This is a genomic window from Sinomonas flava, assembly GCF_039531875.1.
GTDB classification, from domain to species: Bacteria; Actinomycetota; Actinomycetes; order Actinomycetales; family Micrococcaceae; genus Sinomonas; species Sinomonas flava.
In genome coordinates this window covers 938556-950814 of the sequence record NZ_BAAAQW010000003.1, presented here as the reverse complement: position 1 = coordinate 950814, position 12259 = coordinate 938556, and the positions used below count along the sequence as shown (strand labels likewise).

The window sequence follows — 12259 nt, the reverse complement described above, 5'->3', positions numbered from 1 at the left end:
TCCTGAGGGTCACCTTCTGGGAGTCACGTTCTGGGAGTCACCTCAGGTGACCCCCGGAATCTGACCCCCAGACGGAGTGCGGCGAGGGAGGCTGGGAGCGGTCGACGGCGCCCGTGCCCGACCCCTGTGCGCAACCTCACCGCCGCCGAACGACGGCGGTGACCGCGCGGCGTCGTGCGTGCCGTATGATGGATGTATCCCCCACTTTCCGGAACTCCCTTTTCCTGCCCAATTCTTGAGGCAGGACAGTACGCGTGTTGGGGCCCGCCGAGCGGGCAATCGCATAGGGGACACTCCGGCTGAAGGAAACGCTGTACGGGTGCATGTGGCGCCGAACGCAGCGAGAAGCCATGCCACGGGATTGAGACAGTGCTGGGCTTCGTCCCTGACCGCAGAGCCGGCACGGCTCGCCCGACCCGGAGGACACACGCATGTCTGAAACCGCCATCGCCCCCGACACCACCAACGAAACCCAGGCCCCCGAGGTCTCCGAGACCGTTGAGGCGCCCCAGCCCGCTGAGGCGCTCGAGCAGCAGCAGGCCGCCGAGACCGAGCCGGCTGCCGAGACGCAGCAGCCCGCCGAGAAGCCTGCGCAGGACGAAGAGAAGACTGTCCGCTTCGCCGATCTCGGCATCGACGGCCGCGTGCTCGCGGCGCTCGCAGAGGTCGGCTACGAGAAGCCCTCGCCCATCCAGGCCGCCACCATCCCGCTCCTGCTCGAGGGCCGCGACGTCGTCGGCCTCGCCCAGACGGGTACCGGCAAGACGGCCGCGTTCGCGGTCCCCGCCCTCTCGCGCCTTGCCGAGCTGCACGACCTCAACGGCCCGTCCCGCCAGACGCAGGCGCTTGTCCTCGCCCCGACCCGCGAGCTCGCGCTCCAGGTCGCGGAGGCCTTCACGTCCTACGCGAAGCACCTCGACGACTTCACCGTCCTTCCCGTCTACGGCGGCTCCGCCTACGGCCCCCAGCTCGCGGGCCTGCGCCGCGGTGCACAGGTCGTCGTCGGCACCCCCGGCCGCGTGATCGACCACATCGAGAAGGGCTCCCTGGACCTCTCCCAGCTCCAGTACCTCGTCCTCGACGAGGCCGACGAGATGCTCCGCATGGGCTTCGCCGACGACGTCGAGCGGATCTTCCAGGAGACCCCCGACGGCCGTCAGGTCGCCCTCTTCTCCGCCACGATGCCCTCGCAGATCCGCCGGATGTCCAAGCAGTACCTCAACCAGCCGGAAGAGGTCACGGTCAAGGCCAAGACGGCGACCGCCCAGAACATCCGCCAGCGCTACGTCCAGGTCATGGGCCCCCACAAGCTCGACGCCCTGACCCGCATCCTCGAGGTCGAGGACTTCGACGGGGTCATCGCGTTCGTGCGCACCAAGATGGCCACCGAGGACCTCGCCGAGAAGCTCAAGGCCCGCGGCTTCCAGGCCGCCGCCATCAACGGCGACATCGCCCAGGCGCAGCGCGAGCGCACCGTCGAGGCGCTGCGCGAGGGCAAGATCGACATCCTGGTCGCCACCGACGTCGCCGCGCGCGGTCTGGACGTCGAGCGCATCAGCCACGTCGTCAACTACGACATCCCGCACGACACCGAGAGCTACGTGCACCGGATCGGCCGCACCGGCCGCGCCGGCCGCAAGGGCGACGCCATCCTGTTCATGACGCCGCGGGAGAAGTACCTCCTGCGCGCCATCGAGAAGGCCACCCGTCAGGCCGTCGAGCAGATGCACCTGCCCACCGCGGAGACGGTCAACTCGCTGCGCATGAGCAAGTTCGCGGACCAGATCACGGAGACCCTCGAGTCCGAGGACGTCGCCATGTTCCGCGACCTCATCGCCTCCTACGAGGAGGAGCACAAGGTCCCGGCAGCGGAGATCGCCGCGGCGCTCGCCGTGATGGTCCAGGGCGACCAGCCGTTCTTCGTCAAGGAGCTGCCCGCGACGCCCGAGTTCCAGAAGCGCGACCGGAACAAGGACGGCTTCGGCTCCCGCGGCCCGTCCCGCGGCGCGACCGAGGGGAACGCGACCTACCGGATCGCCGTCGGCCGCCGCCAGCGCGTGATGCCCGGCTCGATCGTCGGGGCCCTCGCGAACGAGGGCGGATTCCACTCGAGCCAGATCGGCGGGATTGACATCCGCGCCGACCACTCGCTGGTCGAGCTGCCGGCCGAGCTCAGCTCCGAGCAGTGGAGGGCGCTCTCCAAGACCCGGATCGGCGGGGAGCTCATCAAGCTCGAGCTGGACACGGGCCGCCGCCCCAACCGCGAGCGCGACGGCGAGCGGTCCGACCGCAGCTTCGGCGGGCGCTCCGACCGTGGCGACCGTGGCGGCTTCGCCGGCCGTTCTGACCGCGGTGACCGCGGCGGGCGCGGGTTCGGCCGCGACGACCGCGGCTTCGGCGGGCGCTCCGACCGCGGTGACCGTGGCGGCTTCGGCGGCCGCAGCTTCGGCGAGCGGAAGCCCCGCCAGGCGAAGGACGGCGCCCACGGCCGCAAGTGGTGACGCCCAGGCTGTCCTGAGCAACGCGTGACTGGCGAGCCCGCCCCCGGATTCTCCGGGGGCGGGCTCCGTGCTTCCCGGGGAACTCCAAGGGATGCGTTTCAATCCTCGCGCTGCGGATAGGGGGCAGGGACACGGTTTCGATGCCGGCTCCCGGCCGGCCTAACTGAAAGGTTCCCCATGGGCTTCCTGGATGATGTGCGCAAGAACATCGAGAACGCGGCCGAGGACGTCAAGGGCCACCTGGACGACGCCATCCATCGCGACCGGAACGACGCGGACCTGAACGACACCGGATCCCCGGAGCCGGTCGGGGCGCCGGCCGACCCGACCACCGGATCCCCCGCGGACCCGAGCGTCTCCGAGGCTCCGGTCCAGGCCCCAGGGCCGGCGGTTGCGGAGCCGGCTGCCGCGGAGCCGGCGGCCGCCGAGCCGGCTGCCGCCCAATCCGCTTCGTCGGACCCCGCAGCCGAGCCTTCCGACTCCGTTCCGACCGGCACGCGCGAGGTCGTGGTCGAGCCCGGGGACACGCTCTCGGGCATCGCCGAGCAGTTCGGCGTGGACCTCGGAGCCCTCGTCGCGGCCAACGCGGACACCGTCCCGGACCCGGACCTGATCCACCCCGGGCAGGTTCTCCGCCTGCCCTGACGGCGGGGGAGGGGCGGCGCGGACAGCGGTCCGGCCCGATTTGTTCGCGCGGCCACCCTTCCGGTAAAGTATCTGTCTGTTGCCCCCCTAGCTCAGTGGTAGAGCGCCATCTTGGTAAGATGGAGGTCACGGGATCGATTCCCGTGGGGGGCTCTGTGGCGGTGTAGCTCAGCTGGTTAGAGCGCACGACTCATAATCGTGAGGTCCCGGGATCGAGTCCCGGCACCGCTACGTCAAGGGGTCCGTCGGAAGACGGGCCCCTTACTCGTACCCCGGGTCCATCACGCAGCCAGCCAGGAGCCGCCATGTCCGCGCGAGAACCCGCCTCCCGATCACGCCTCGTCTACGGCTGCATGGGCCTGGGCGGCCCGTGGGGTTCGTCGCACTACGGCCCGGCCGAGGTGGACCACGCGGCCGCCGTGATCGAAGCGGCCCGCAGCATCGGGATCGACCGCTTCGACCACGCCGACATCTACCGGGGCGGCACCTCGGAGTCGGTCTTCGGCGAGGTCATCGCGCGCAGCGCCGGCCTCCGCGGGCAGCTGTGGATCCAGAGCAAGGTCGGGATCCGCCTCGGCGAGGACGGGCTCGACGCCTACTACGACCTGAGCGCCGCTGCGATCCGTTCCCGCGTCGAGGGCATCCTCGCGCGCCTGAGGACGGACTACCTCGACCTGCTGCTCCTCCACCGCCCCGACCCGCTGCTCGATCCCGCCGAGGTGGGCGCCGCCGTCGTGCGCCTGCTCGAGGAGGGCACGATCCGCGCCATCGGAGTGTCCAACTTCTCCGCCGCCCAGATGCAGGCGCTCGCCGACCACCTGCCCGTGCCGCTCGCCGCCAACCAGCTCGAGCTGAGCCTCGGCCGGCCGGACTTCATCGAGAGCGGCATCCTCGTCAACCATCCCGGGGGAGCCGCCGTCAGCTTCCCGCACGGGACGCTCGAGCACTGCGCCCGGACCGGCGCCGAGGTGCAGGCATGGTCGCCCCTCGCGGGCGGCCGCTTCACGGGGCGCACGACGCCGCCCGGCGGCTCCCCGGACGACCGCACCCGGGCGGACCTCGCCACCGCCGACCTCGTGCGGAGGATGGCCGAGGAGCGGGACACTACGCCGGAGGCCGTGGTGCTGGGCTGGCTCATGCGCCACCCCGCCCGGATCGCGCCGGTCATCGGCTCGGCCACGCCGGAACGCATCCGCGCGTGCGCAGGCGCGGAGGACGTCGCCCAGTCGATGAGCCGCCCCGAGTGGTACGCGCTCCTCACCGCAGCCCGGGGCCGGCGCGTGCCCTGACCCGGCCGGGCTGACCCTGCCTCGACGCCGGTCTACGGACGCCCGGGCAGCACCAGCTCGAGGGCGTGCTCGTTGACGTGGTCCAGGGCCCGCCGCACCGCACCGAGCGCCACGGCGTCTCCGCCGAGCTCGGAGACCTGGACCTGGGCGGGCGTGTCGGTCAGGGACGGCAGCTCGGCCCGGATGCCGGGCAGGAGGGCCGCCGAGGCCCCCGCGACGGCGCCGCCGAGGACCACCAGCTCCGGGTTGAGCAGCGTCGAGAGCACGGCGACGACGCGCGCCATCCGCCCCGCGAGACGGGCGAGCACGCGCGCGGCGGCCGGGTCGCCGTCGTGCGCGGCCGCGAAGACCGCCTCCGCCGTGACGTCCGACGCCGCGAGCCCGCCGAGCCCTCCGCTCGCCGCCGCCTCCTCTGCGCCCCACTCGCGTGCGAGCTGGGCGATGCCGTGCGGGCCCGCGACGCCGTCGACGAGGTTCAGGAACGCGAGCTCGCCGGCGCCCCCGCTGCGGCCGCGCAGGAGCCTGCCGGACTCGATCAGCCCCGCGCCGAGGCGCTCGCCGGCAAGCAGGACGGCGGCGTCGTCGACACCGCGGGCCGCGCCCCTCCAGTGCTCGGCGAGGGCGGCGAGGTTCGCATCGTTCTCGAGCAGGACGTCCCAGCCGTGGCGCTCCCGCAGGCGCGCCGCCAGCCCCACGTCGAACTGCTCCCAGAATCCACGCGGGGTGGCGATCCGCCCCTCCCGGTCCACGGGGGCGGGCAGGCCCGCGCCGACGGCCAGGACCCGGTCGGGGCCGGTGCCCGCCGCCGCGAGCGCGGCCGCCGCCGTCGTGCTCACGACGTCGATCCTCGCCTCGCCGCGAGCGCCCTCGGGGAATGCCCCGGTCGCCGAGCCGAGGGCCGTGCCGTGCAGGTCGGCGACGAGGGCGGTGGCCTTGTGGGCTCCCATGTCGAGGCCGATCACGACTCCGGCGTCGGACCGGAAGGCGAACGTGCGCGGCGGCCGGCCGCGGGCCGGGCCGGAGCGCTCGGGCTCGAGCTCGGCGGCCCAGCCGCGCTGGACCAGGTCCTCGCAGACCGCGATCACGGTGGCCCTGGTGAGACCGGTTGCGGCGACGAGTTCGGTCGCGGTGAGCGCGGAGGCGCCGGCGCCGCGGAGGCGGCGCAGGACGGCGTCGGCGTTCGCGAGGCGCACGATATGGGGTCCCGCGGCGGGGCCGGTCCGCATGCCTTGACCTCCTTCCCAGCCGCGCGAATAATGGACTGCGGCTTTGATTTAGAGTCTAAATATAAATCCCCCGCATGGAACAACCCCCTGTGAACAGGAGGCACGGTGCCCGCCACCGCCCACGAGCACGACCGCACGAACCCCGCCGCCGACTGGTGGCGCCAGGCCGTCGTCTACCAGGTGTACCCCCGCAGCTTCGCCGACTCGAACGCGGACGGGATCGGCGACATCGCCGGCATCACCTCCCGCGTGGACTACCTCGCCCGCTTGGGCGTCGACGCCGTGTGGCTGAGCCCCTTCTACCCCTCGGCCCTCGCCGACGGCGGCTACGACGTGGACGACTACCGCAACGTCGACCCCCGCCTCGGGACCCTCGAGGACTTCGACGCCATGGTCGCCGCGCTCCACGGTGTCGGCATCAAGGTCATCGCAGACATCGTCCCCAACCACACCTCCGACCGCCACGAGTGGTTCGCGGAAGCCCTCGCCTCGCCCCGCGGCTCCGCAGCGCGCGAACGCTACATCTTCCGCGACGGGCTCGGCGAGAACGGCGAGCTTCCCCCGAACGGCTGGACCTCGATCTTCGGCGGCCCCGCCTGGGAGCGCGTGACCGAGCCGGACGGGACGCCGGGCCAGTGGTACTTCCACCTCTTCGCCAAGGAGCAGCCGGACCTCAACTGGGACAACCCCGAGGTCCACGAGGACTTCCTGAGGACCCTGCGCTTCTGGTCGGACCGCGGCGTCGACGGCTTCCGTGTGGACGTGGCCCACGGCCTCAAGAAGGACATGGACGCGGTCCACGACGACCTCGAGACCATCCACCGCGCGGACCTCTTCTCCCTGGGTGAGCACCCGCTCTGGGACCGCGACGAGGTGCATTCGGTTTACGCCGAGTGGCGCAAGGTGTTCAACGAGTACACCCCGCCGCGCACCGCCGTTGCCGAGGCATGGGTGCACGCCGACCGGCGCGCCAGGTACGCATCCCCCGAGGGACTCGGCCAGGCCTTCAACTTCGACCTCCTCCAGGCCGACTTCGACGCAGAGCAGTACCGGGCCATCATTGCCAAGAACCTCGCCGAGGCCGCGGCCACCGGAACGTCCTCGACGTGGGTCTTCTCGAACCACGACGTGGTGCGTCACGCCACCCGCTACGGGCTGCCGAAGGGCAGTGGCCGCTCGGGCCACGGCGCCGACGGCAAGGACTGGCTGCTCGACGGCGGCGACCCGGCCGAGGTGGATGCGCAGCTCGGGCTCCGCCGGGCGAAGGCCGCTACGGCGCTGATGCTTGCCCTGCCCGGCTCCGCCTACCTGTACCAGGGCGAGGAGCTGGGCCTCCAGGAGGTCGGGCGGATCCCCGAGAAGGACCGGCAGGACCCCACGTACTTCCGCAACCGCGGGGTGGAAGTGGGACGCGACGGCTGCCGCGTGCCGCTCCCGTGGGATGCTGCTCCCGCTGAGGGGTCCTCCTACGGCTTCGGCGGCGACGGCGCGCACCTGCCGCAGCCCGCGTGGTTCGCGGACTACGCCGTGAACCTCCAGGAGGCGGACTCCGCCTCGACCCTCGCCTTCTACCGCAAGGCGCTGGGCCTGCGCCGCGAGCTCCAGGGCGAGGAGCGCCTCGTCTGGGCCCAGACGGAGGACGACGACGTGCTCGCCTTCGAGCGTCCCGGCGGCTGGCGCGTGATCACCAACTTCGGGCCAGCCCCGATCGCACTGCCCGAGGGCGAGGTGCTCCTCGCGAGCGCCGAGCTCGACGGTGGCAAGCTCCCGGGCGACACTACCGTCTGGATCCGCGTGACGTCATAGGCACTGTTGCCCTTCCGTCCCCGCGCGGCGCGTGAAAGTCTGAAGGCAGCAATGCCCGCGCGGGGAATGGAGGAGCCATGTCTGACCTGAACGTGAGCTACGGGCTCGGTGCCCGCCACGAGGACCACGAGCTCGCCGAGGAACGCTGCTGGGCCCTCTTGGGCGCCTCCGGCGTGGGACGCTTCGGCTTCGTGCACGAAGGGCGCGTGGCCGTCTATCCGGTGGGCTACATCGTCCTGCACGGTTCGATCTTCTTCCGGACCAGCCGCGAGGGTTCGATCGCGAAGAGCCTCCCGCAGGCCGGCGTGTCGATCCAGACCGATTCCACCCAGCCCTCGGTTCAGGCAGGGTGGTCCGTCCTGATCAGCGGTGAGGCGGAGGTCGTCGAGGACAGCGAGGAGCTCACGCGTCTCCACGGCCACATGGAGAATGAGCCGTGGGCCGGAGGGATCCGGGACCTGTTCGTGCGGCTCGTCCCGCAGCATGTCTCGGGCCGCCAGGTGTACTTGGCGAAATAGCCGTTTCCGACTCGCGAGTAGTTAGTAAAATCGCTTGACATATTAGCGCCGACGGCGTGGACTGGACCTGTCGAGCCAGGCTGGGGAGCCCGATTCTTCGACTGAACGCACGTCAGGAGAGTCACAATGGCTGATGAGGAGTCCTCTGGGACGGCACGTCCTGCCGATGCCACGACCGGCGACGAGCGGAAGCTTCCCGAGGGGCGGCGGGCCGCAGTGGGCCTCCCCGCCGGGATCCGGTGGTGGGAGACCTGCGGAGGGTGGTCGTCGCGCTACGCGCTCGGCACCTTCTGAACCCCCCGGCCGGCCGCCCCGCAGCCGTCCTTGTCCGCCAGGGCGGGGCCGCACCGATGTGCCCAGCGGGGCCCCGGCGGGATACCGTTGATCCATGACGTCAACCACTGCCGCCGATCAGACCCGTCAGGCCCGCGAGGGTCGGATCATCAGCCCCGAGATCGCCCGCTCGTGGCTTCTCGTGAACGCGATGAAGACGGAGCTCTTCGACGAATCCGCGGCCTCGCGCGCCGACGCGATCATCCTGGACATCGAGGATGCCGTGGACCCCTCGCAGAAGGACGCCGCGCGCGAGAACGTCTCGCGGTGGCTTGCGGGCGGCGGCCGCGCCTGGGTGCGCGTCAACGATGCGACGAGCCCCTTCTGGGCCGACGACCTCGCAGGGCTCCGCGGGAACCCGGGCCTGCTCGGCGTCATGCTCGCCAAGACCGAGTCCGCGGACCAGGTGACCGAGAGCTTCCACCGCATGGACGGCAAGACCCCCGTCATCCCGCTCGTCGAGTCCGCCGTGGGCATCGAGGAGGCCAACCACATCGCGAAGGCGCAGGGCGCGTTCCGCCTGGCCTTCGGCTCGGGCGACTTCCGCCGTGACACCGGCATGGCCGCCACCCAGGAGGCCATGGCCTACCCCCGCGCCAAGCTCGTGGTCGCCTCCCGCGTGGGCAACCTGCCCGGCCCGATCGACGGGCCCACAGTCGGGACGAACCACCCCATCCTCCGCGAGCAGAGCGCGATCACCGTCATGATGGGCATGACCGGGAAGCTGTGCCTCGCCGTCGACCAGACCACGATCATCAACGAGGTCATCTCCCCGACTCCGAGCGATGTCGCCTGGGCCACCGACTTCATGCACGACTTCGAGGCCAACGGCCGCGTGATCCGCGACGGCTCGGACCTGCCGCGACTCGGCCGCGCCGAGAAGATCATGAAGCTCGCCACCGCCTTCGGCGTCCGGCCGGCGCTCTAGCAGGCCCGGCAGAGACCGTGCTCGACAGCTTCTGGGAGACCGCGTCCCCGCTGTACCGGAAGGTCGTGCTCTCGGGCATGGCCTTCCTCGGCGTGGGCATCGTCCTGAGCATCATCGCGAACCTCGGCCACATCGTGTGGCTCCTCTACGCCTCGATGGCGATCATCGGCGTCGGACTCGTCACGCACCTCGTGGGGCTCGGGATCCGCGCCCGTGACGCCCGCCGCCGGATGCAGCGCTGACCCGCCCCTCTGAAGGTCACCTCCTGGGGGTCACCTCCTGAAGGTCACCTCCTGCGGGTGGGCGCGTCACGTGACCCTCAGGACGTGACCCCCAGAGGGTTCTGGGGCGTGCGAGCCCGGCGGACGTGACTCCTGGCATGCTCGACCGCGTCCTCGAGCGTGTCGAAGAGGTGCCGGTGGTGCCGCAGCTCCGCGATGACCCCCACCTTGCGGACCAGCTCGAGGTGCTGCTCCTGCACCCCCTTGAGCAGGACGGTGATCCCGCGCGCCTCGAGCGTGCGGATCACTTCCACGAGCGCCTGCGCCCCGGTCGCGTCCAGATAGCGCAACTGGGACAGCCTCAGCACCACCACCTCGACGCCCTGCGCCGCGGCCAGGCCCGTGACCTCCTCCAGGATCCGGTCGGCTGCGCCGAAGAACATCAGGCCGTCCAGCCGGAAGACGGCGATGTGCTCGTCGCCGTCGTGCGCCGGCCCCGCGATGGGCTCGCGCCTCACGGTGCCGAGCTTCGCGAACTGGCGCAGCGTCAGCAGGGCCGCGGCGACGAGGCCGATCTGGATGGCCACGATGAGGTCGAAGGAGACGGTGATGACGGCCGTCAGCACGAACGCGAGCGCGTCGTGGCGCGTGGACCCGAGGATGCTCCTGGCCGTCCGCACCGAGACCATGCGCGCCGCCGTGACCATGAGCACGCCCGCGAGCGCCGCGAGCGGGATCTGCCCGACGAGCTGCGCCGCGAGGTACACGACCCCGAGCAGCACGAGCGCGTGCACGACGGCGGCGAGCCGGGTCCGGGCTCCCGAGCGGACGTTGACGGCGGTGCGGGCGATCGCCCCGGTGGCCGGCATGCCGCCGAAGAGCCCTGCGGCGATCGATGCCAGCCCCTGGCCCACGAGTTCGCGGTCCGGGTTGTAGGTCCCGGTCGTGCGCCCGTCGGGGCCCGCAAGCCCGGACGCGACGCGCGCCGACAGCAGCGACTCGATGGCCGCGAGCGCCGCGATGGCGAGGGTCGGTCCCGCCAGCCCGGGCAGGTCCCCGAGGCCGATCCCGGGCAGCGAGGGGGCGGGGAGCGACGTCGGCAGCTCGCCGATCCGCTCGACGTCCAGGCCCAGCAGCGCGACGGCGACCGCGGCGACCAGGATCGCGATGAGGCTCGCCGGCAGCGCTCTGTGGAGGCGCGGCACGAGCAGCATGACCGCCGCGACGAGCACGACGACGCCCACGCTCGCCCACGCGCGCGGCCACGGCGCCGTCGTGATCGCCTCGGCGGCGGCCACAGCGGTGTTGTGGCCGGGTGCGACGTGCGAGGACACGGCGAGGGGCACCTGCTGGAGGAAGATGATCACGCCGATGCCGAGCGTGAACCCCTCCACGACCGGCCAGGGGATGTACGCGACCGCGCGCCCGAGCCGGGACGCGCCGAGCGCCACGAGCACGACGCCGGCGGCGAGGCTCAGGAGCGCGACCGCGCCGACGCCGTGGGTCGCCACGATGGGGGCGAGGACCACGACCATAGCCCCGGTCGGCCCCGAGACCTGCACGTGCGACCCCCCGAACACCGCGGCGACGAACCCCGCGACGATGGCGGTCACGATCCCCGCCTCGGCCCCGACCCCCGAGCTCACCCCGAAGGCCAGCGCGAGCGGCAGGGCCACGATTCCCACGGTCAGGCCGGCGACGAGGTCCTGCCGCCACGACCGCCCCAGCTGCGCGTAGTCCGAGCGGCGGGGGAGGAGGGCGGCGGCGCCCGCGGCGGCCCTGGCCACGGCGCCGGTCCGGGCGGGCGGCGGGACGACGGCGCTCACCGGGCACCGCCGTCGTGCGCGGTGGTGGGCGCGGCGGCGGGTGGGGCGGTGCTGGACGCGGTGGCGCCGACCGCGGGCAGGGCGGAGGCGGCCTCGAGCTGGGCGCGCGTGTCGGCGAGGGTGTCGAGGAGGAAGGTGCGGGCGATCGCGAGGAGCTCGGCGATCGTGGGGTGGGTGAGGGAATAGGTCACCGTGTTGGCCGTGCGCACGCTCGTGACGACCCGGTGCCGCCGGAGGGTCGCGAGGTGCTGGGACAGGTGGGAGGCTTCGAGTCCGGTGCCTTCGAGGAGCTCGCTGACCGGGCAGGACTGGCCGGGGGAGTCAGCGAGGATCTCGAGGATGCGGATGCGTGCCGGGTGCGCGAGGCCCTTGAACAGGTTTGCCTTGATCTCGTACAGCGGCGTCTCGCGGGCAGTGAGCATGGACCCCTCCAGATGACGGATTGATGAATCCATCATATCGTCAGTCCGCACTTCCGGCCACCCGATAGGCTTTCCCCATGGCCATCAACCCCGACCTCGCCGGTCGCGTCTACCCGCCCGCGGAGGCGTACGACGTCGCGCGCGAGAAGATCCGCGAGTTCGCCCGCGCCGTCAAGGCAGAGCACCCCGCCCACTACGAGGTCGACGCTGCGCGCGCCCTCGGCCACGCCGACCTCGTCGCGCCGCCGACCTTCGCGATCATCGTCGCGCAGCGGGCCGACGCCCAGCTCATCGCCGACCCGGAGTCCGGGATCGACTTCTCGCGGGTGGTCCACGCCGAGCAGCGCTTCACCCTCCACCGGCCCATCGTCGCGGGGGACCGGCTCACCGCGGAGCTCCACGTCGACCAGGTCCGCGCGATGGGCGGCGGCGCGATGATCACGACGCGCGCCGAGATCACCGCCGACGGCGCCGCCGGTGCCGCCGAGAAGGTGGCCACCACCGTGTCGTCCATTCTCGTGAGGGGAGAAGGCCAGTGAGCGCC

Annotated in this window: 12 protein-coding genes and 2 tRNA genes; 11 read left to right on the top strand and 3 right to left on the bottom strand. The window is 72.0% G+C overall.

From position 1 onward, the window contains the following. Nucleotides 1–431: 431 nt before the first annotated feature. From ABD298_RS07035 to ABD298_RS07015, 5 genes are all read left to right on the top strand, one after another. A complete protein-coding gene (locus tag ABD298_RS07035; RefSeq protein WP_344298915.1) occupies nt 432–2501 on the top strand; it encodes a DEAD/DEAH box helicase in 2070 nt (689 codons plus the stop codon). Nucleotides 2502–2678: 177 nt separating this feature from the next. After that, nucleotides 2679–3146: a LysM peptidoglycan-binding domain-containing protein gene (locus ABD298_RS07030; protein WP_344298913.1), complete on the top strand. Its 468-nt coding sequence runs from the start codon at nt 2679–2681 to the stop codon at nt 3144–3146. A gap of 81 nt (nt 3147–3227) precedes the next feature. Then, nucleotides 3228–3299 (top strand) — tRNA-Thr (locus ABD298_RS07025). A gap of 4 nt (nt 3300–3303) precedes the next feature. Beyond that, nucleotides 3304–3377 (top strand) — tRNA-Met (locus tag ABD298_RS07020). Nucleotides 3378–3451: 74 nt separating this feature from the next. Then, complete coding sequence (locus ABD298_RS07015; protein WP_344298911.1) at nt 3452–4435, top strand: aldo/keto reductase; 984 nt, start codon at nt 3452–3454, stop codon at nt 4433–4435. A 32-nt stretch (nt 4436–4467) separates the two neighbouring features. Here the strand turns inward: ABD298_RS07015 and ABD298_RS07010 are convergent, their stop codons facing one another. Continuing rightward, a complete protein-coding gene (locus ABD298_RS07010; RefSeq protein ID WP_344298910.1) occupies nt 4468–5661 on the bottom strand; it encodes an ROK family protein in 1194 nt (397 codons plus the stop codon). Between the two features lie 105 nt (nt 5662–5766). Between ABD298_RS07010 and ABD298_RS07005 the strand changes: the two genes are divergently transcribed. From ABD298_RS07005 to ABD298_RS06985, 5 genes are all read left to right on the top strand, one after another. Continuing rightward, the gene (locus tag ABD298_RS07005; protein ID WP_344298909.1) at nt 5767–7467 is read left to right on the top strand and encodes a glycoside hydrolase family 13 protein; all 1701 of its coding nucleotides are present in this window, start codon (nt 5767–5769) and stop codon (nt 7465–7467) included. A 77-nt stretch (nt 7468–7544) separates the two neighbouring features. After that, nucleotides 7545–7985, top strand: a complete 441-nt coding sequence (locus ABD298_RS07000; RefSeq protein WP_344298908.1) for a pyridoxamine 5'-phosphate oxidase family protein — start codon at nt 7545–7547, stop codon at nt 7983–7985. Nucleotides 7986–8111: 126 nt separating this feature from the next. Next, nucleotides 8112–8279 carry a hypothetical protein gene (locus ABD298_RS06995; protein WP_344298907.1) on the top strand — a complete coding sequence of 56 codons (168 nt, stop codon included), beginning with the start codon at nt 8112–8114 and terminating at the stop codon, nt 8277–8279. A 94-nt stretch (nt 8280–8373) separates the two neighbouring features. After that, complete coding sequence (locus ABD298_RS06990; protein WP_344298906.1) at nt 8374–9246, top strand: HpcH/HpaI aldolase/citrate lyase family protein; 873 nt, start codon at nt 8374–8376, stop codon at nt 9244–9246. A gap of 17 nt (nt 9247–9263) precedes the next feature. Then, on the top strand, nt 9264–9488 hold the full coding sequence (locus ABD298_RS06985; protein WP_344298905.1) for a DUF3188 domain-containing protein: 225 nt from the start codon (nt 9264–9266) through the stop codon (nt 9486–9488). Nucleotides 9489–9565: 77 nt separating this feature from the next. Here ABD298_RS06985 and ABD298_RS06980 read toward each other — a convergent pair whose 3' ends face one another. Continuing rightward, nucleotides 9566–11254 carry a SulP family inorganic anion transporter gene (locus ABD298_RS06980; protein ID WP_425564348.1) on the bottom strand — a complete coding sequence of 563 codons (1689 nt, stop codon included), beginning with the start codon at nt 11252–11254 and terminating at the stop codon, nt 9566–9568. A gap of 35 nt (nt 11255–11289) precedes the next feature. Further along, nucleotides 11290–11715 carry an ArsR/SmtB family transcription factor gene (locus ABD298_RS06975; protein ID WP_344298904.1) on the bottom strand — a complete coding sequence of 142 codons (426 nt, stop codon included), beginning with the start codon at nt 11713–11715 and terminating at the stop codon, nt 11290–11292. 77 nt (nt 11716–11792) lie between these two features. On the opposite strand from ABD298_RS06975, the gene ABD298_RS06970 reads away from it, so the two are divergent. Continuing rightward, nucleotides 11793–12254 (top strand): FAS1-like dehydratase domain-containing protein, encoded by a 462-nt coding sequence (locus ABD298_RS06970; RefSeq protein ID WP_344298903.1) that lies wholly within the window; start codon nt 11793–11795, stop codon nt 12252–12254. Nucleotides 12255–12259: the final 5 nt, after the last annotated feature.